At 65.6% G+C, this 18,256-nt stretch carries 25 protein-coding genes, 1 tRNA gene and 1 pseudogene; 8 read left to right on the top strand and 19 right to left on the bottom strand.

Annotated elements, in window-relative coordinates; translation table 11 throughout:
• Positions 1-180: pseudogene (locus EAH76_RS23100) on the bottom strand (IS110 family transposase); the annotation flags it as partial.
• Positions 181-346: 166 nt separating this feature from the next.
• Here EAH76_RS23100 and EAH76_RS23095 point away from each other — a divergent pair.
• Entirely contained in the window at positions 347-679 is a 333-nt protein-coding gene (locus EAH76_RS23095) for a hypothetical protein (protein ID WP_140852612.1), read from the top strand.
• A 20-nt stretch (positions 680-699) separates the two neighbouring features.
• On the opposite strand, the gene EAH76_RS23090 is transcribed toward EAH76_RS23095, so the two are convergent.
• The 7 genes from EAH76_RS23090 to EAH76_RS23060 all read right to left on the bottom strand — a co-directional run bounded on the left by EAH76_RS23090 (position 700) and on the right by EAH76_RS23060 (position 6,459).
• On the bottom strand, positions 700-1,113 hold the full coding sequence (locus EAH76_RS23090) for an Hpt domain-containing protein (RefSeq protein ID WP_431358014.1): 414 nt from the start codon (positions 1,111-1,113) through the stop codon (positions 700-702).
• 140 nt (positions 1,114-1,253) lie between these two features.
• A complete protein-coding gene (der, locus tag EAH76_RS23085) occupies positions 1,254-2,654 on the bottom strand; it encodes a ribosome biogenesis GTPase Der (protein WP_194151067.1) in 1,401 nt (466 codons plus the stop codon).
• 61 nt (positions 2,655-2,715) lie between these two features.
• Positions 2,716-4,083 carry a PQQ-binding-like beta-propeller repeat protein gene (locus tag EAH76_RS23080; RefSeq protein WP_140852611.1) on the bottom strand — a complete coding sequence of 456 codons (1,368 nt, stop codon included), beginning with the start codon at positions 4,081-4,083 and terminating at the stop codon, positions 2,716-2,718.
• Positions 4,080-4,775, bottom strand: coding sequence for a tetratricopeptide repeat protein (locus EAH76_RS23075; RefSeq protein WP_347233122.1), 696 nt, complete (start codon positions 4,773-4,775; stop codon positions 4,080-4,082). Before EAH76_RS23075 ends, EAH76_RS23080 begins: the two co-directional genes overlap by 4 nt.
• Positions 4,776-4,871: 96 nt before the next feature.
• Positions 4,872-5,747 carry a 3-methyl-2-oxobutanoate hydroxymethyltransferase gene (gene panB, locus EAH76_RS23070; protein WP_140852609.1) on the bottom strand — a complete coding sequence of 292 codons (876 nt, stop codon included), beginning with the start codon at positions 5,745-5,747 and terminating at the stop codon, positions 4,872-4,874.
• A gap of 71 nt (positions 5,748-5,818) precedes the next feature.
• A complete protein-coding gene (locus EAH76_RS23065) occupies positions 5,819-6,100 on the bottom strand; it encodes a DUF427 domain-containing protein (RefSeq protein ID WP_140852608.1) in 282 nt (93 codons plus the stop codon).
• Positions 6,101-6,111: 11 nt separating this feature from the next.
• Positions 6,112-6,459 (bottom strand): ArsC family reductase, encoded by a 348-nt coding sequence (locus tag EAH76_RS23060; protein ID WP_140852607.1) that lies wholly within the window; start codon positions 6,457-6,459, stop codon positions 6,112-6,114.
• 150 nt (positions 6,460-6,609) lie between these two features.
• Here EAH76_RS23060 and EAH76_RS23055 point away from each other — a divergent pair, with 150 nt between their 5' ends.
• Positions 6,610-7,620 carry a GDP-mannose 4,6-dehydratase gene (locus tag EAH76_RS23055; RefSeq protein ID WP_140852606.1) on the top strand — a complete coding sequence of 337 codons (1,011 nt, stop codon included), beginning with the start codon at positions 6,610-6,612 and terminating at the stop codon, positions 7,618-7,620.
• A gap of 9 nt (positions 7,621-7,629) precedes the next feature.
• On the opposite strand, the gene EAH76_RS23050 is transcribed toward EAH76_RS23055, so the two are convergent.
• Positions 7,630-7,704 (bottom strand) — tRNA-Gln (locus tag EAH76_RS23050).
• A 59-nt stretch (positions 7,705-7,763) separates the two neighbouring features.
• Complete coding sequence (locus EAH76_RS23045) at positions 7,764-8,897, bottom strand: branched-chain amino acid aminotransferase (RefSeq protein ID WP_140852605.1); 1,134 nt, start codon at positions 8,895-8,897, stop codon at positions 7,764-7,766.
• A gap of 68 nt (positions 8,898-8,965) precedes the next feature.
• Between EAH76_RS23045 and EAH76_RS23040 the strand changes: the two genes are divergently transcribed.
• Positions 8,966-9,454: a MarR family winged helix-turn-helix transcriptional regulator gene (locus EAH76_RS23040; protein WP_140852604.1), complete on the top strand. Its 489-nt coding sequence runs from the start codon at positions 8,966-8,968 to the stop codon at positions 9,452-9,454.
• Positions 9,455-9,514: 60 nt separating this feature from the next.
• Here EAH76_RS23040 and proC read toward each other — a convergent pair whose 3' ends face one another.
• From proC to EAH76_RS23010, 6 genes are all read right to left on the bottom strand, one after another.
• Positions 9,515-10,294, bottom strand: a complete 780-nt coding sequence (proC, locus tag EAH76_RS23035; protein ID WP_140852623.1) for a pyrroline-5-carboxylate reductase — start codon at positions 10,292-10,294, stop codon at positions 9,515-9,517.
• A gap of 17 nt (positions 10,295-10,311) precedes the next feature.
• Positions 10,312-10,824, bottom strand: a complete 513-nt coding sequence (locus EAH76_RS23030; protein WP_140852622.1) for a YbjN domain-containing protein — start codon at positions 10,822-10,824, stop codon at positions 10,312-10,314.
• A 105-nt stretch (positions 10,825-10,929) separates the two neighbouring features.
• Complete coding sequence (locus EAH76_RS23025; protein WP_140852603.1) at positions 10,930-11,196, bottom strand: accessory factor UbiK family protein; 267 nt, start codon at positions 11,194-11,196, stop codon at positions 10,930-10,932.
• Positions 11,197-11,216: 20 nt separating this feature from the next.
• Positions 11,217-11,774 carry a TspO/MBR family protein gene (locus tag EAH76_RS23020; protein WP_140852602.1) on the bottom strand — a complete coding sequence of 186 codons (558 nt, stop codon included), beginning with the start codon at positions 11,772-11,774 and terminating at the stop codon, positions 11,217-11,219.
• 97 nt (positions 11,775-11,871) lie between these two features.
• Positions 11,872-12,624 (bottom strand): TlyA family RNA methyltransferase, encoded by a 753-nt coding sequence (locus tag EAH76_RS23015; protein WP_140852621.1) that lies wholly within the window; start codon positions 12,622-12,624, stop codon positions 11,872-11,874.
• Between the two features lie 253 nt (positions 12,625-12,877).
• Positions 12,878-13,585 (bottom strand): Crp/Fnr family transcriptional regulator, encoded by a 708-nt coding sequence (locus EAH76_RS23010; protein WP_140852601.1) that lies wholly within the window; start codon positions 13,583-13,585, stop codon positions 12,878-12,880.
• 66 nt (positions 13,586-13,651) lie between these two features.
• On the opposite strand from EAH76_RS23010, the gene EAH76_RS23005 reads away from it, so the two are divergent.
• Complete coding sequence (locus tag EAH76_RS23005; protein WP_140852600.1) at positions 13,652-13,831, top strand: hypothetical protein; 180 nt, start codon at positions 13,652-13,654, stop codon at positions 13,829-13,831.
• A 54-nt stretch (positions 13,832-13,885) separates the two neighbouring features.
• Positions 13,886-14,098 carry a hypothetical protein gene (locus EAH76_RS23000; RefSeq protein ID WP_140852599.1) on the top strand — a complete coding sequence of 71 codons (213 nt, stop codon included), beginning with the start codon at positions 13,886-13,888 and terminating at the stop codon, positions 14,096-14,098.
• A gap of 18 nt (positions 14,099-14,116) precedes the next feature.
• Here EAH76_RS23000 and EAH76_RS22995 read toward each other — a convergent pair whose 3' ends face one another.
• The 3 genes from EAH76_RS22995 to EAH76_RS22985 all read right to left on the bottom strand — a co-directional run bounded on the left by EAH76_RS22995 (position 14,117) and on the right by EAH76_RS22985 (position 16,736).
• Complete coding sequence (locus tag EAH76_RS22995) at positions 14,117-14,779, bottom strand: hypothetical protein (protein WP_140852598.1); 663 nt, start codon at positions 14,777-14,779, stop codon at positions 14,117-14,119.
• A gap of 174 nt (positions 14,780-14,953) precedes the next feature.
• Positions 14,954-15,295, bottom strand: a complete 342-nt coding sequence (locus EAH76_RS22990; protein ID WP_194151066.1) for a DNA primase — start codon at positions 15,293-15,295, stop codon at positions 14,954-14,956.
• Between the two features lie 94 nt (positions 15,296-15,389).
• Entirely contained in the window at positions 15,390-16,736 is a 1,347-nt protein-coding gene (locus EAH76_RS22985; RefSeq protein ID WP_347233121.1) for a multidrug effflux MFS transporter, read from the bottom strand.
• Positions 16,737-16,754: 18 nt separating this feature from the next.
• Between EAH76_RS22985 and EAH76_RS22980 the strand changes: the two genes are divergently transcribed.
• From EAH76_RS22980 to EAH76_RS22970, 3 genes are all read left to right on the top strand, one after another.
• Complete coding sequence (locus EAH76_RS22980; protein WP_140852597.1) at positions 16,755-17,138, top strand: DUF3597 domain-containing protein; 384 nt, start codon at positions 16,755-16,757, stop codon at positions 17,136-17,138.
• Positions 17,139-17,206: 68 nt separating this feature from the next.
• The gene (locus tag EAH76_RS22975; protein ID WP_140852596.1) at positions 17,207-17,701 is read left to right on the top strand and encodes a hypothetical protein; all 495 of its coding nucleotides are present in this window, start codon (positions 17,207-17,209) and stop codon (positions 17,699-17,701) included.
• 137 nt (positions 17,702-17,838) lie between these two features.
• Positions 17,839-18,207, top strand: coding sequence for an excalibur calcium-binding domain-containing protein (locus tag EAH76_RS22970; protein ID WP_140852595.1), 369 nt, complete (start codon positions 17,839-17,841; stop codon positions 18,205-18,207).
• The last annotated feature ends 49 nt before the right edge of the window (positions 18,208-18,256 follow it).

Here is an 18,256-nt window from a genome sequence, read left to right as displayed (position 1 = left end):
CGACAGCGGTCCGGCCTCGATCCCGACCCTTACGTAATCGCCAGCGACCGATGTCAGCAGCACAGCAATGTCATCCGGCTCGGTCGGCACCTTACGCTCGCACACCACCTTGCCGGCATCGTCCACCACGCACACCGACGTCTCCTTCACCGAGACGTCCAGACCTACAAAATGCGTCATCGCTCTCACTCCTTCCCTCGATGCACGAGGTCAGGCTCGACCCCGATCCAGGCATCGTATGTGAAGGGGCTGCAATCTCATCGCTGTCGAAATGCAGCCGCCGCGATACACCATCTTTGGGCACGTCGACGTGGAAAGCGGACTAACCTTGGCGTAGCACGGTGGTATGGAGAATACGTTCGGCTCTATGTCCGATGAGGATTTGGTCGCTTCTTATCGCGCGTTGCGTCGTGAGCGCCGCGACGGCTACGCTCGCTGGTTCCTGCTCATCATGGAGCTTCAAGTTCTGCATGATGTGAGCATACTGGAAGCGGAGCGCCTTGCACTCTCGAATAAGCATCGGCGCAGTTGGGTTAAAAAGCAGATCAACTCGCATCAGCGCTGCCGCAAATACGCCCTCGCCCATATACGCTACAATGGCGTCGCATCCTTGATCGCCCGAGAGGGTGAGACATTCAACTTCAAGGTCCGCTTCCGAGTTTGGTCCGAAGCGGAATGACCGCTTTATCAGTCTAGGACCTAGATTGCGCGACGCCCGAAGGCCGGGCGTCGCGCCACCAGCGGGTTCGACTCGCGCTCGAGCATCGCCAGCGTCGATTCGAACAGCGCGCGCAGCGCGACGATGTCGCTGAGCGCTTCCTCAGGGGTGTCGCGACTCTCGACACAATCGCGCGCGATCATCTCGATCCGTTCGGCCACCGCGCCGAGCGGCTCGGCCCCGAACTGGAGCGCTTCGCCTTTCAGCGTGTGCGCTGGGATGACCATCGCGGCGGCATTGCCGGCGCGCATCGCGGCTTCGATCGCGGCGACCGACTTGACGCCGTCTTCGCGAAAATAGCCGAGGATCCGCACGAACCCGGCGCCGAGCTCAGCGCGCGCGCGGGCGAATGCCGTCCAATCGACCAGATCCTTTTGTTCGAGCGTCACCGCAATCTCCCGCAGGCCTATCGCCGCATTACCTCAATATTAGGCAATCGACGTAAACGAGTGGTTGATACTGACGGCAAAATAACGACGATCGAACTAAAGATAATATTTAGATCAATACTTCCGATTAGACTTTAGTCGTAGGCTCACCGGTCGAACGGGTTTTTCGGCGCGCGCAAGGTCAATCGGACCGGAACCGCGCCAAAGCCCAGATCGCGGCGGATCCCGTTGATGAGATAGCGTTGATAGCTCATCGGCAACTGGTCGACGCGCGTGCCGAACAGCACGAAACCGGGCGGACGCGTCTTGGCCTGCGTCATGTAGCGCAGCTTGATCCGCTTGCCGCCGGGTGCGGGCGGCGGGTTGGCTTCGACCGCCTTCTCGAACCAGCGGTTGAGCTCGCCCGTCCCGACACGCCGCGACCAGGTGTCGCGCGTTTCGAACGCGACCTTGAGCAACGTGTCGATGCCCTTGCCGGTCGCACCCGACACGGTCAACACGGGCATGCCCTTGATCTGGCTGAGCCCTTCCTCGAGCGCACCACGGATGCCGTTGAACAGGCTGGAGCCGTTCTCGGCGATGTCCCATTTGTTGATCGCGACGATCAGCGCGCGGCCTTCCTGCAGCGCGGCGTCGGCGATGCGCAGATCCTGCGATTCGAGCCCGCGCGTCGCGTCGAGCAGCAGCACGACGACTTCGGCGAAATCGATCGCGTGGAGCGCATCGGCGACCGAGAGCTTTTCGAGCTTGTCCTGCACGTTGGCGCGCTTGCGCATGCCCGCAGTGTCGATCAGCCGGACTTTCCGCGCATCCTCGCCATGTTCGCGCTCGGGATCGTGCCAGATCCAATCGACCGCGATCGAGTCGCGCGTGATGCCCGCCTCGGGGCCGGTGATGAGGCGCTGCTCGCCGAGAATCTGGTTGATCAGCGTCGACTTGCCCGCATTCGGCCGGCCGATGATGGCGAGCTTGAGCGGCGCGTCGGGAGCGTATTCCTCGTCTTCGTCGAGGCCGTGCGGGATATCTTCGCCGGCGGCGTTCTTCTCGGGCTCGATATAGGGGAGCAAGGCGTCGAACAGTTCGACCAGCCCCTCGCCATGCTCGGCCGACAGCTCGACCGGATCGCCAAAGCCGAGCGACAGCGATTCGAGGATACCGTCGGCGCCCGCTTTGCCCTCGGCCTTGTTGGCGACGAGAATCACCGGCGTGGTCGATCCGCGCAGCCAGCGCGCAATCTCTTCGTCGAGCGGGACGAGCCCGACGCGCGAATCGAACATGAACAGCGCGACGTCGGCCTGCGCGACCGCCGCCTCGGTCTGCTGGCGCATCCGGCCGGGCAAGGACGCGGCGTCCTCATCCTCATAGCCGGCGGTGTCGATGATGCGGAAATTGAGCCCGACAAGCGTCGCATCGCCCTCACGGCGATCGCGCGTCACGCCGGGGCGATCGTCGACCAGAGCGAGCTTCTTGCCGACAAGGCGATTGAATAGCGTCGATTTGCCGACGTTCGGCCGGCCGATAATCGCGACCACGGGGGTTTTGGACATGCGCGCTCCTTACGGCACGCGCGACGTTTCGTCACCCCCGCCCAGCACTGCCGGGTAAAGGTCACTTATAGGCGGCGACACGGCCCTTCTGGTCGAGGACGTAAAGCGTCGAATTCGATACGATCGGCGGCAGCGTGAACGGCGTCTTGTTCTCGATCACCGTGCCGACCTTGCCGCTTTCGACCGAGGCCGAGACGATCTGACCGGCCGAATTGGTCAGCACCAGACGGCCACCCGCGAGCACGGGGCCGAACCACGTGACCGGATTGGCCTTCTTGCCTTCCTTGAGCGTGCCGTCCTTCTTGGTCTTCTCGCTCATGTAATGGCGCAGCTGGCTGATCCACCGCACCTTGCCGGTCGCGCGCGCGAGGCAGACGAGCCGCGCATCGTCGGTAACGATGAACACCCACTCACCGGCGACCCACGGCGTCGAGATGCCGGCGAAATTCTGCTCCCAAAGACGCTGGCCCGAATCGATCTCGATCGCGACCATGCGACCGCCCTGCCCGACGGCATAGACGATCCCGCGGTCGATCACCGGATCGGCATCGACGTCGGCGAGCGACGAGACCGAGGTCGAGATCGTCGAGCGCGACAGCGCGTCCTGCCACAGCGTGCGGCCGTTTTCGTAGCGATACGCGTTGAGTTCGCCCGACGAGAAACCGGCGACGACCGTCCCCTGGCTGACCGCGGGCGCAGCCACACCGAACACGCCCTGCGTCTCGACCGAGCCCGACTGGTTCCACACCACCGTGCCATCGGCCTGCGACAGCGCGAACAGCTGGTTGTCCTGGCTCAGCACATAGACCTGGCCATTGGCGACGGTCGGCGCACCGCGCAGCGGCGAGCCCGGCTTGACGTGCCACAGGATCTTGCCCGTTGCCGCCTCGAGCGCGACGACATCGCCGAGCCCGTCGGTTGCGAACACCTTGCCATCGTCGAAGCTCACGCCGCCGCCGAAGCGCGCGCCGCGGGCCTTCTTGTCGGCCTTGGCCTTGTCGGTCTTGGCGATGTCGGTCGACCAGACCTTTGCACCCGTGGTCGCGGAGAAAGCGTGGATCGTCGCATCGACGTCGATCGTATAAAGCTGCCCACCTGCGACGACGGGCGCCGCGCCGAGCCGCTGACGGTTGCTGCCGCCGTCGATCGAAGCGGTCCAGACGCGCGACAGATTGGTGCCGAGCGCAACCTGGCCGAGCGCCTTGGACGGGCTGCCGCCGGGCTGCGCCCAATTGTCGTTGGTCGTCGCGGGCGGCACGAGCACTTCGACGCCGGCGATCGTCTTGTCGGCAACGACGTCATTCTCGCTGGCGAGGATCGCGATCCGCTGACCGAGCACCGGGGTCTTCTTCTTGCCCTTGAACGCGGCGCAGCTGCTCAGGGCAACGGCGGAGACGGCGATCAAGAGATAGCGGTTGGTCATCTTCATTGCGATTTTTGTTCCTTAGCCCCGGACACGGCATCGACACCCAATATACCCGCCATCTGAACCGCGCGTTGCCGGATCGTCTCCGGCATATCGGGGTTCTGTGCAATCTGCCCGTAAAGCGTGCCTGCCAGATCGCGACGGCCCATCCGCAGATACGAGATCGCGACGAGCTCGCCCGCGCTGCCGAACCATGGATTGCCCTTGACCGCGATGCCGCGCAGCCGCGCGACGACGATTTCGGGCTTCACCGTATCGAACTCGGCGGTGGTCTGGCGAACGAGCGCGAGATCGCGGAACGGCTGGCCGATCGAGGTATCGCTGGCGACCGCGCCGAACTTGGCGGCGGCACCGCGCAGATCCTTCTTCTGCAGCAGCGCATCGCCCTGGCTCATCAGCGCAAGTGCGCGATAGCCTTCGCCACGCGACTGGGCGAGCGTGGTCAGTTCGGTCTGCGCCGCGTCGGGCTTGGCGGCGTTGAGATCGTCATACGCCTTGGTCAGCGCAGCGCCCTCGTCGGCGGCGACGCTTTGTTCGTGCGACTGCCAGAGCAGCCAGCCGGCAAAACCGACGAGCGCGAGGACGATCACGGCGACCGCAGCAACGCCATAGCGCCGCGCCGCCTTCGCCATCTGATCGCGGCGCAATTCCTCATCGACTTCGCGCAGGAATGCGGCATCGGTATTCGGCGGCACGGCCAAGGGGGAAACTCCATCGGATCAGGGCGGGAAGGCGCGGACCTTAGCCGCGCCGCCCGCCAAACAAAAGCGTTCAAAAAAGCGGTGCGGCCGCTAGTCCTTCGGGGCGTAGATCTGCTCCACGCCGGGAAAGCTCCGCGACCGCACATCGGCGGCATAGCGCTCGACCGCGGCGGAAATACGGCCCGACAGATCGTCGAACTTCTTCACGAAGCGCGCGGTGCGCTCGAACATGCCGAGCATGTCCTCGGCAACGAGCACCTGTCCGTCGCACTGTGCCGAAGCGCCGATGCCGATCGTCGGGCAGGCGATGCTGCGCGTGATCTCGATCGCGATCGGCTCGACCACGCCTTCGATCACGACGGCGAACGCACCCGCCGCGGCGATCGCCTGCGCGTCGGCGACGATCTTGGCAGCCTCGGCCGCGCTGCGCCCGCGCGCGCCATAGCCGCCGAGCGCGTTGACCGCCTGGGGGGTCAGCCCGACATGCCCCATTACGGGAATGCCGCGTTCGGACAGGAAGGCGACGGTCGGCGCCATCGCGGTACCGCCTTCGAGCTTCACCGCGGCGGCGCCAGTCTGCTTGAGCAGCCACGCCGCGCTCTCGAATGCCTTTTCAGGGCTCGCCTCATAGCTGCCGAACGGCATGTCGATCACCACGACGCTGTGATAGCTGCCGCGCACCACCGCCGCACCGTGCGCCGCCATCATCTCGAGCGTGACGGGAATGGTCGACGGCAGGCCGTAGATCACCTGGCCGAGACTGTCGCCAACCAGCAGCATGTCGCAATGCGGATCGAGCAGCTGCGCGTTGCGCACGGTGTAGGCGGTGAGCATCACCAGCGGCTCTCCGCCCCCTCGCCCGTCGACTTTTCGCGCGCGGATGGCGGGAACGGTGAGCCGCTTCATCGGCGCCGGGGTTGGATTGGCGCGGCTGGTCGCGGTGTCGATCGTGAAGGTCGTGGACATGGACAAGGCGAATAGCGCCTCGCGCGGTGCGACGCCAGCGCCCCGCATGGGCGCCGACGCGCGGGGCTAGCTTACTTGACTTCGACGCCCTTCCAGAAGGCGAAGCGCCCCTTGATCTCGGCCGCCTTTGGCTTTGGATCTGGGTAGAACCAGGCAGCATCGGCGTTGCGCTTGCCGTCGACGACGACCGTCTTGTAGCTCGCCTCGCCCTTCCACGGGCAATGCGAATGCGTCGCGCTGTCCTCGAAATGCTCAGCGACGATGCTGTCGGCGGGGAAATAGTGATTGCCCTCGACCACCACGGTATCGTCGGACTGGGCAATGACGGTGTCGTTCCAGCGTGCAGTCGGCATGGCGGTCTCTCCTAGACGGTTACATCAGCTAGATAGGTATCGGGCTTGAACCCCGCCAGCAGCGTATCGCCCTGCACCAGCACCGGGCGCTTGATCGTCGAGGGGTTGGCCAGCATCAGCGCGACCGCCTTTTCGGCGTCGAGATCGGCCTTGTCGGCGTCGGGCAGCTTGCGAAAGGTCGTGCCCGCACGGTTGAGCAGCGTTTCCCAGCCGAGCCGATCGACCCAGTGCCGCAGTTCGGCCTCGGGAACGCCGGCCTTCTTATAGTCATGGAAATCATAGGCGACGCCCTGCTCGGCGAGCCAGGTCCGCGCCTTCTTTACCGTGTCGCAATTGGGGATGCCGTACAGCGTCGTCATGCAGCGTGCCTTCGTTGAAATTCAGGCGCGTGAGAGTGGCGCGGGATCCGCCCGCGCGCAACGGCGATATGCCAGCGCCCGCGCGCGGGGATATCCGCGGTGCGCCTGCCCGTGTAGGGCGGACCCGCTCGGCTGGATAAGGGGATCGGGATGACGGTAGTGGTGACCGGCGCGGCAGGCTTTATCGGCGCACATGTCGCAAGGCGCCTGCTGCAGGACGGCCGCGACGTGATCGGGATCGACAATATCGAGCCCTATTACAGCGTCGATCTCAAGCACGATCGTCTCGCCTGGGTGCGCGAGGCAGCGGGCAGCGCGCGTTTCGCGTTCCACGCCGTCGACATCGCCGACGAAGACGCGCTCGAGCAGTCGCTCGCGGGCCACGAGCTGACCGGGATCGTCCACCTCGCCGCCCAGGCCGGGGTGCGCTATTCGCTGACGCACCCGCGCAAATACATCCGCGCCAACGTCGCCGGCCATCTCAACATGCTCGAGATCGCGCGCGCGCGGCCGGGCGTGCACATGGTCTACGCATCGTCCTCGTCGGTCTATGGCGCCAACACATCGGTCCCGTTCCGGCTCGAGGACCGTGTCGATCACCCCGTCTCGCTCTACGCCGCGACCAAGCGCGCCGACGAATTGATGAGCGAGACGTATGCGCACCTCTATCGCCTACCGCAGACGGGCTTACGCTTCTTCACCGTGTATGGCCCATGGGGACGCCCCGACATGGCGGCGTGGCTGTTCACCGACGCGATCCTCAAGCGCCAGCCGATCAAGGTGTTCAACGGCGGCGACATGATGCGCGACTTCACCTTTATCGACGACATCGTCGTGGGCGTGATCGGCACACTCGATCGCCCGCCCGCCGATGACGGCCTCGAAAAGCCCGGCGGCAGCTTCGTGCCGCACGCGCGCTACAATATCGGCAACAGCCAGGCCGAGCGGCTCGAAGATCTGATCACCGCGATCGAGACGGCGTGCGGCGTCGAGGCGATTCGCGACTATCAGCCGATGCAGCCCGGCGACGTTCCCGCGACTTTCGCCGACATCAGCGCGATCGAACGCGATATCGGCTTCCGACCGACGACGTCGATCGCGGCGGGCATCCCGCGCTTCGTCGACTGGTTCCGCGCCTATCACGACACGTATCCGAGCTGATGGAGGGATTGGCTGGGGCGGCAGGGTTCGAACCTGCGAATGGCGGCATCAAAAGCCGCTGCCTTACCACTTGGCGACGCCCCAATCCGGGAGGGCGGTGCTTTAGGCGGTGAATCCGGGCTTGGAAAGCCCGGATGTGCGCCTCAGAGCACGCGCTCGAGCCAGCCGTGCGGATCGGGCGCGGTGCCGCGCTGCAGATCGATCAAAGCCTGGCGCAAACGCGTCGTGGTTTGGCCCGGCCCACCGCTGCCGATCGAGAAATCGCCGTCGCGCATCTTCATCGTGCCGATCGGCGTGACGACCGCCGCCGTGCCGCAGGCAAACGCCTCGACCAACCGCCCGCTCTCGGCATCGGCGCGGCACTGGTCGATCGCATAGGGTTCCTCGCGCAGCTCGAGCCCCATGTCGCGGGCGAGCGTGATCAGCGAATCGCGCGTGATGCCGGGCAGGATCGTGCCGGTCAGCGGCGGCGTCGCGATGCTGCCGTCGTCGAACACGAAGAAGATGTTCATCCCCCCCAGTTCCTCGATCCAGCGCCGCTCGATCGCGTCGAGGAACAGCACCTGGTCGCACCCGTTCCGAGTCGCCTCGGCCTGTGCGATCAGGCTGGAGGCATAATTGCCGCCGCACTTCGCCGCCCCGGTCCCGCCGGGGGCAGCGCGCGTATACTCCTGCGTCACCCACAGCGTGACCGCGGGGGCATTCCCCTTGAAATAGGCGCCAACCGACGAGGCGATCACCGCATAGAGATATTCGGCCGATGGCTTGACGCCGAGGAACACCTCGCTCGCGATCATGAAGGGGCGCAGATACAGCGCGCCGCCATCGATCTCGGGGATCCACCCGGCTTCCTGCCGAACGAGCGCGCGGACCGACTCGACGAACAGCTCCTCGGGCAGCGGGACCATCGCCATGCGCTCGGCCGAGCGGCGGAAGCGCGCGGCGTTCTCGTACGGGCGGAACAGCGCCGCGCCGCCGTCGGGCAGGCGATACGCCTTCATCCCTTCGAAGATCTCCTGCGCGTAATGCAGCACCGCCGACGCGCTATCCATCTGGAAGGGCGCGCGGGCGACGATCTTGGCATCGTGCCAGCCATCGCGCTCGCTATAGCGGATCGTCACCATGTGATCGGTGAAGACGCGGCCGAAGCCCGGATCGACGAGCATCGCGTTGCGCTCGTCGAGCGGGATCGGGGTCGCATGCGGCTCGATCGCGAAGACCGGGGCCAATGTCTCGTCCGATGGAAGGCTGTGCGCGTCGAGGCGATTTTGCGGCATGGAATGCGACATTCTGTTACAATTTGGGGATTGAAGGCGTGTACGGGGTGCGCCAAAGGCGGTCAACAATGGCCACAGCAATCGCCTCCGCCTCACCGCTATTCCTGCGCGAACCCGAGATTCGGCGCGGGATCGAGCTGATGTATTTCGCGCAGAGCACGCTTGCGCGCACGACCGAGACGCGGCTCGCCGCAATCGGCCTCGGGCGCGCGCATCACCGGGCGATCTATTTCATCGCGCGCCATCCCGATCTCACCGTCAGCGCGCTGCTCGGGCTGCTCGGCATCACCAAGCAATCGCTCGGCCGCGTGCTCAACGAACTCGTCGATCGCGCGATGGTCGAGACACGCGTCGGCGAGCGTGACCGCCGCCAACGACTGTTGCGGCTGACGCCCGAAGGCGCGGCGCTCGAGACCGAATTGTTCGAAACCGTGCGGCAGCATTGGGCCGCTGCGTATGCGCGCGCCGGGCAGCAGTCGGTGACGGGGTTCTGGTCGGTGCTCGAGGGCATGATCGGCGAAAATGATCTCGCACGCCTGTCGGGATTGCGCGGATAACCTCGCCAGCATCGTCGCCAGCCGACGATTTGCGATAAGACCAGGAAGCGGGGCAGCCGCTTAACCGCGCGCCGCGGCCGCCATTTCCGCATTCCGCCGTGTGGCCGCAGCGATCGTCTCGCTCAGTAGCATTTCAAGTGCGTTCGCTTCGTCGAGGACATCGAGTCCGCGCCGCGTCGAGCCGCCGGGGCTCGCGACCTGATCGGCCAGCGCCCCCGGCCCGACCTCGGCGGCCGCCGCCAACAGCCCCGCGCCTTCGACGGTCGCCAGCGCGAGGCGCTCGGCTTGCGCCTCGGGCAACCCCTGCGCCACGCCGGCTACGGCCAGCGCATCGATGAAGCGATAGAGAAACGCCGGCCCGCTGCCAGCCAGCGCGGTCACTGCGTCGAACTGCGCGGCGGCAACCCATTCGACCAGACCGAGCGGCGCCATCAGCGCGGCCACATCAGCGCGCGCGGGCGCGTCGGCACTTGCCGAATCGAGCGCGACCACGCCCTTGCCGATCGCGACGGGAAGATTGGGCATCGCGCGGATGATTGCGCCCGCATCGAAGCGCGCCGCCAACGGTGCTTCCTCGACCCCCGCAAGAATCGAGACGAGCACCGGCACGCCTGCGAGCCGCGCGGCAAACCGGCTTGCCACATCATCGATCTGCTGCGGTTTCATCGCGAGGATGACGGCGTCGGGCAAAACCCCGCCCGGTAGATCGCGTCCCTGCCCCACGCCCTCGGGCAAAACGCGGTCGGCGCGGTTGACGACGTAGACCTGGTCGCCCGCCAGCACTCCGCTCGCGACCCAACGGCGCAGCATCGCGCCGCCCATATTGCCGCATCCGATCATCCAGACGCGACGGATCGTCACGCTTCGCCTTGGGTCTCGGTCATTGCCGCGGCGAGCGCTTCCTTGGGCGACTTGCCGCCCCACAGCACGAATTGGAACACCGGATAGAAGCGCTCGCACTCGTCGATCGCGCTTTCGACCAGCAGCTCGGCCGCGCCGAGCGACATCGTGCCGCCGCCGGAATCGGTCGGCCCCTCGATCATCGCGGCATGGCGATAGAGCAGGATCCCGCTCGACGACCAGAGTTCGAAATGCCCGACCCAGAGCTGTTCGTTGATCAGCCCGATCGCCTCGTAGATCGCACTGCGGCGATCGTCGGCGACGCGGATGTCGGGAAACGCGAGGAACTGGATTACGCTGTCTTCCTCGCGCCACAGCGCGCGCAGCTCGTACTGCGTCCAGCTTCCCTTGACCTTGGCGATGACCTCGTCGTCCTGGCGCTCATGCTCCCAGCCATGCGCAGCGAAATAGCTTTCGAGCATGTCGATCGGTGCGGCATCGTCGCGGTCGAAATCGGCTTCATCGAGCATCACAAGACGTCTCCTGCATCCGCATTACAGGATGTGGGAGCCGCACAACAGGCAACACACCAGACAGAGGACCCAAGCGTCGAGAAATCTGTGGAAAAGATCAGATCAGCCTTCCGCCTTTGGGGTCGTTGCCAGCTTCGCCTCGAGCGCATCGAGCCGTGCGCGCAGTGCGTCGGCATCGTCGCGCGCTGCGGCTGCCATCGCCTTGACCGCGTCGAATTCGTCGCGCGAGACGAAATCCAGCCCGCCGATCCACTCGCGCGCACGCGCCCGCGCACCCGCCTCGGCTTCGCGACCAACGCCGGCAAGCGTCCCGGCGGCACCGTTGAGGAGCTTGGCGAAATCGTCGAAAATCTTGTTGTCGGATTGCATGAGCCGAAAATCCAGTCGCTTCAGAGCTTGATGATTTGGGTGGTGGACGCCGACGGCGCAAGGGTTTCCGCGCCGGGGTTGAGGTCCATTATCGCATAGTTGAGGTAGAACGCCACCACCAGCCAGGCAAGATAGGGAACCAGCAGGACCGCCGCGAGCGGGCGAATCCGCGCGAACACGACCGCCATGGCGAGCGTCAGCGCAGCCATCAGGGTAACGATGCCGAGCGCCACCGCGACCTGATGCATCCCGAAAAACACCGGCGACCAGGTGAGGTTCACGACCAGTTGGACCGCGAACAGCACGAGCGCCAGCGTCCGCAGCCGCGCCCCGCGCGCATGCAGGATCATCGCCAGCGCGAGCCCGAGCAGAATGTAGATCGTCGTCCAGGCGACCGGGAAGACCCAGTCGGGCGGTGTCAGCTGCGGTTTGATCAAGGCGGCATACCACGCGTTCTGCGACCCCGCCGGCGCCAGCCGTGCGGCGCTGAACCCCAGCAGCAGGATGAGCGGCACCGTCACCGCCGCCCATCGCAGGAAAGCCAGACGCAATTGTTGCTGCGATGCGATCTCTCTCAAGCCTTACGCCCTTCCCGCCTCGTTTGCGCCATGTCGTCCCCGATATGACGGCCCGTATCGGCCATATAGGAGAATCGCCTGCGTGTAGCTGCTAATTTCAAGGCAATGCCGGCAGAGTGTCTCGCATTGCAGCAATCAGGAATTCGACATTGCCCTCTGGGCCGGTGATCGGGCTTTCGACGATCGTCGCGACCGACCAATGCTGGCCAACGATCCACGCTGCCACTTCGTCGCAGACGCGCGCGTGGATTGCGGGATCGCGCACCACCCCGCCCTTGCCGACCTCGCCGCGCCCGGCCTCGAACTGCGGCTTGATCAAAGCGAGCAGTTTTGCCTGCGGCTTGGCGAAGCGCAGCGGCACCTCGAGCACCTTGGCGAGACCGATAAAGCTTGCGTCGCACACGATCAGATCGACCGGTTCGGGAATATGCGCGTCGGTGAGGATCCGTGCGCTGGTCTGTTCATGGACGATGACGCGCGGGTCCTGCCGCAATTTCCAGGCAAGCTGGTTGGTGCCGCTGTCGACCGCATAGACCCGCGCCGCACCGTGCTGCAGCAGCACGTCGGTAAACCCGCCAGTCGACGACCCGACATCGATCGCCACCGCCCCCGTCACGTCCCAGCCGACGGTATCGAGGCCATGCGCCAGCTTGATCCCCCCGCGCGAGACCCAGGGATGATCGCGCCCGCGCACGTCGAGCACGACGTCGTCGGCGATCGCCTGGCCCGGCTTGTCGATCTTGCGCTCACCGGCAAAGACCAGCCCGGCCATGATCAGCGCCTGCGCGCGCGTCTTGCTCTCGGCAAGGCCGCGATCGACGAGGAGCTGGTCTGCGCGGAGTTTGGCCATCTGCGCTTCCAACGCGAAGTCGCTGCCGACCGCAAGGGGCATCCGCATTTCGGCGAGCGGCGACGCTGGGTTGGGCGGCGCGGCTTGCTGTAAAACGGGGCCGATCCGGCCCGTCGCGCGCTGCCGTCGCTTGGCCGCAACGCTATTGCCCACCGGGTCGGTAGAGATATCTTCGGGACCAGGGAGGCGTGGCCGCGCGGCGTCCCCCTAGAGCACGGGCGGCCACGTCTTCCATCGCGACCGGTACGCGGCTTTATTCGAAAAAGAGATACGCCGGATCGAACTTGGCGAAGCGCCGCAGCGCGTCCCAGTCAAGGATCTCGACCTCGCCCTGGCGGAACGCGACCATCCCGCGTTCGCGCAACTGCCGCAGCATCCGGTTGGCATGGACCGCGGTCAGGCCCGTCGCATCGGCAAGATCGACCTGCGTCAGCGGCAGCGGAAAGGTCAGCGTCGGCGCCTGTCCGATCCGCTGGAGCCGCACGTACATCTCGCAGAACAGATGCGCGAGCCGGATCGCGGCGCTGCGCGCGCCGATCGAGACGATCCATTCGCGGTTGATCGCCGCATCGACCAGCGTCGAGCGCCACAGCAATTCGGTGAGCGTCGCCGAGGCTTTGGTGAGCGCGCGGATCTCGGGATGGGGGAACAGCGCCACGCGGACATCCGTCAGCGCCGCGACCGAATGTTCGAGCCGCTTGAGCGGATAGGAATGCAGATCGACGAAATCGCCCGGAATGTGGATAGCAAGGATCTGCCGCCGCCCCTCGGGCGTGTCCTTGTAGCGCTCGACAAAGCCTTCGAGCAGCAGCGTGCATTGCGTCAGCGGGGTCTGCTGGCGCACGATGATCTGCCTCGCATTGTATGTCACCGTGCGCACGGACGCCCCCTCGAGCGCGGCTTGCTCGTCGGCGGTTATTGCAGGCACACGATGGGTCTTCAGGAACAGATCGGTATACATGGCCCCCTCCACGGCGCGGGAACATGCGCTGGATGTTTGCGTTTTGTCCAGTCTTGGAGACGCGATGTGGCCCGATTACCGTGTGATATTCCGATCGAGGCCGCCGCCGAGCATGGTGAGGTGATTCTCGATGGACCCGATGGTCTCGCCGCGTCGCTGACGCCGGAGGCCGCGCGGCGATCGGCCAAGACGATGGTCAAGGCCGCCGAGACCGCCGAGCGCAATCCCGACGCCGAGACGCCCTGACGCTTTGGCCCAGTCGCGAGCGGCTTGTTAACCGCCGCGGCGTATCGTCGCGGCGTGCCATTCCGCAAAATCTTCCTCAGCCGTTGGGCTGCTTTGCTGTGGGCCGCGGGGATCGTGTGGACAGCGGTCGATATCGTCGGCTTCGGCCCTCCCGCGGCGGGGCGGCACGCCATCCTTCCGGCGCAGCCGTCGGACGATACCGATGCCACCGGGGTGGCGGTCAACTCCGACGATCTGGCGGTGCTCGCCAACGCCATCCGGCAGTGACGATCCGCCACTGCCGCCCTAGCGCTTGGGTGCCGGCTTCAGGCTGATCGAGCGGATCCGCCACGTACGCTGCGTCGCGGTCGCGCCGTCGATGTCGCCGGTGCGGTGCAGCGTGACCGATCCGATCTCGTAGACCGGCGTGCCACCGCGTTTCAGCCGGGCGTAGGTCTGTACCGGCACCGTGACATACCGCTGGCCCGCGCCCGCATCGATCGGCCCGGGCGCGCCGACATTGGCGTGATATTCGCTGTACGCGGCAAACCCGGCGGCGAAGGCCGCGGCATCGCCAGCGCTCGGGTCGCGCAGCGCGAATGCCGCATCGTATTTGCGCTCGCCGAGCAAGGCATAATAGGTCTGCACGACATTTGCCGCGCCCTGTGCGCTGTCGGGGGTGAAGGCCGCTTCGGAAACGGGCGTGCGATCGTCCGGCAGCCCGCCCGGCGTACCCGGCGCCGGCGGGTCGAGCGGCGCCGGCTCCGCGCCGTTCGCGTCCGCATCGCGTTCCGGCACGGCGTCGGGTTCGGCGACCTCGACCGGTTCGTTCGAATCATACGCATCGACCGAATTCTGCGCGCGCATCGCCGCGGCGTTGATGTCGATGCTGTTGCCTTGGCTCGACGGTTTCTCGGTGCATGCTCCCGCGAGCACAAGCGGCAGGGAAAGGATCACGAGGCGTTTCATGGCAGATACTCGCCGAACAGGATGAAGCGTGTTGGTCAACGTCACGTCCGTCGGCCTGTTCCTGCCCACCCGATACGACACGGCGAAGCGTGCCAAACGCCGGGTGCCCCACCGGCCCGCGCGAGCGGACCGGCCGCGGACGAAAACGCCAGGCGCCCCGTCCGCGGCGCAGCCTTATGGCCGCAGCGCGGCGTCGTCGCGGTCGCTCAATTCGTCATCGTCCGCGGTGTCGTCGTCGAGCTCGTCCTGGACGTCGTCTTCGTCCTCATCGTTTTCGCTCTCGTCGGCGTCGTCGTCTTCCTCGCCGATCTCGTCGTCTTCCATCTCGAGATCGTCGTCGTCGTCATCGTCGTTCGACGCGATATCCGGGCTGATATCGGTCAGCAGCGTGCCGTCGCTCGGCCCATCGCGCGTCACTTCGAGAATTTCCGCGCGCTGGCTCTCGTCATAGCCCTCTTCGTCGAAACCGTCGTCGCCCGTGCCCTCGCCGGGCACCTGATGTCCACCGATGCTCATCTTCGCTCTCCCGACGCCCCCGCAGGATGCGGGATCGTTCCATCAGCGAACCGTGCGGACGCGAAACGGTTCCGGCCATGCCAAGTAAACAGCGTCAACTGGGGCGAAATAACCGCCCGCGCTCGACGATCGCTGCGATCACGATACCCGATATGCCCGCCACCAGAAAGCCCAGATGGAGCGGCACGGTCGTCCCATCGAAGCTCCGACCGATCGCCCAGCCGACGATCGCGCCCATCGTGATGCCGAAGAATCCCTGCACGCTCGACGCGACGCCGGCGATCGACCCCATATTCTCCATCGCCATCGCCGACATGTTCGACGTGGCGAGGCCGAAGCACGCCATCGTGATCGCCTGCAGCACGACGAAGACGAGCAGCGGCTCGTCGCCGAACCAGCCAACCGCGACCCCCGTGCCCGACGAGAGGATCATCACCACCAACGCCGTCTGCGAAATACGCCGCATGCCGAGCGTCATGACGATCCGCGAATTGAGCAGATTGGCGACCGCCATCGTGCCCGCCGACGCCGCGAACACTGCGCCGAGCCACTCGGGACGGTGGAACACGCGCTCCATGATCGGCTGGATCGACCCGAGATAGCCGAAGATCGCCCCCTGCGCGATCAGCGCGGCGATCGTGTAGCCAACCGAATAGCGGTCCGACAGCGTCTGCCGCCAGCCCGCCAGCGTCGTCTTGATCGACAACGGCGATTTGTTCTCGGGGCGCAGCGTCTCGGGCATGCGCAACACGAACCAGATCAGGCACAGCAAGGCGCCCCCCGCGATCACCTCGAAGATCAGCCGCCACGATCCAATCAACAGGATCGCCTGCCCGATGCTCGGCGCGACGATCGGCACCGCCATGAACACCATGAAGGCGAGGCTCGTCACCTGCGCCATCGCGCGGCCCGAGAAGCAATCGCGGATCAGCGCGATCGTCACCACGCGGCTCGCGGCAATCGCGAGCCCGCTGAGGAAACGCACCGTCAGCAGCAGGGTAAAGCTGTTCGCCAGCCCCGCGCAGAGATTGCCGATGATGAACAGGACCAGCCCGACGATCAGCACCGGGCGCCGCCCATAGCGATCGGTCAGCGGCCCGTGGATCAGCTGCCCGATCCCGAGCCCGATCACGAACACCGTGATGATCAGCGGCGCATCGACGATCGCATCGACGCGGAGCCGGCGCGCGATGTCGGGCTGGGCAGGCAGCATCGTATCGATGCCGAGCGACGCAAGCGCGATCAACGAGGCGATCAGGGGGACGAACTCGACCAGTCGCAGCGGGGGCGAGTCCATCATCGGGCGTTGCGGGGAAGCAGACATGCCGCGCGCAATGCCCGAGTCGGCCGCGCGGGTCACCCCGCAAAGCGCGCAGTTGGTCGGCACGGTGCCGCAATCGTCGCGGAACGGACACGTTGGCGGCGCATTATCGAGGTTCAACGCGAGAGGAACGAGACGATGAGCATTTTCGGCATGATCAAGGACGCGATCTGGGGTCATAAGGCAGCACCGGCACCGACCCCGGCTCAGACGGCGCCCGCCGCACCGCAGGCGCCGGCTACGCCCGCGCCCGCCCCGGTTGCAGCCCCCGCGCCTGCTCCAGCAGCGCCAGCCGAAAAGATCGACGTCAACGCGGTGCTGACGCAGAAAGCCGCCGAAAAGGGCCAGCCGCTCAACTGGCAGACCTCGATCGTCGATCTGATGAAGGTGCTCGATCTCGACCCGAGCCGCGAAAACCGCACCTCGCTCGCGCATGAGCTCGGCTACACCGGCGACACCAACGACAGCGCGACGATGAACGTCTGGCTCCACAAGAAGGTGATGGAGAACCTGGCGTCGTAACGCGCCGGACTTGACGGATTGGCTGGCGGGCCTAGTGTATTACTAAAGCGATACACGAAAGGCCCGCCATGCTTCGCCCCTTCCTATGCGCCACGGCATTGCTTGCACTGACCGCCTGCGATGGTGGCAGCGGTGGCACCTCGATCTCGATCAATTCCTCCGACGGCAATGCCGCGGGCAGCCTCGACGGCAATGGCGAAGCGATGATCGACACGCCCTTCTTCAAGGGCAAGGTGAAGCTCCCCAAGCTTCAGCTCGATGCGTCAGACTTCGAGATGAACGGCGTGAAACTGTATCCCGGATCGACGATCGGCGCGATGCACATCGATGCGCAGGATCGCCCCGACAATGCACGAGACGGTCGCGTCCGGGTGACCTTCTCAAGCCCAGCCGCCGCGGAAACCGTGCGCGACTGGTTCTCAGCAAAATTGACCGCCGCCGATTTCAAGGTCCAGCCCCACGGGTCGGGCCTTATCGGCAAGACCGATGAGGGCCAACCGTTCCTGCTCGACCTAAAGCCCGCCGGAGCCAGCAAGGCGGATGGGGTCATCACGATCGGATGATGTGACGAAGCGGGTCGCTTTATATTGAACACAACCGACGCGCACATCCGATCCGGGCAAGAATAAAGGCGGCATTGAGTACGATATCGCGACTTGGTTGAAACCACTCGTTCACTGTTATCCGCGATGGTCTTGTCATGCGGTCCAACAAACCATTTCGTGCCGCCCCTCTGAACCGGCGCAACCATTACCGGGATCAGCAGCAAAGCAGCGATCAAACAGCGGCGTTCAAATTCCTGGGCGCCGCTGCGATACTCGGCGGGATCGTCGGAGCGGGCTCGCTCGCCTTCAGCGAAGATGGTCGTGCCAAGATCGGCACTGTCGTGAAACCTGTTGCGGTACGGGCGGAGTTGGTGCGTGCCCGCGCACCGCAACCGGGCGACGTCTGGGGCGGTTGCAACGATGCCCGAGCCGCGGGCACTGCGCCGATCTATGCCGGCGAGCCCGGCTATCGCCAGGGAATGGACGGCGACGGTGATGGGATCGCCTGCGAACCTTACCGATAGTCGCCGCCCCCCGATCCACGGCATGCGACAGCGCCTCGCTTATCCCCGC

Source organism: Sphingomonas glacialis, from assembly GCF_006439055.1.
In the GTDB taxonomy this organism is placed as follows: domain Bacteria; phylum Pseudomonadota; class Alphaproteobacteria; order Sphingomonadales; family Sphingomonadaceae; genus Sphingomonas; species Sphingomonas glacialis_A.
The sequence above is the reverse complement of the archived record's forward strand: the minus strand, read 5'-3'. Positions and strand labels throughout refer to the sequence as shown.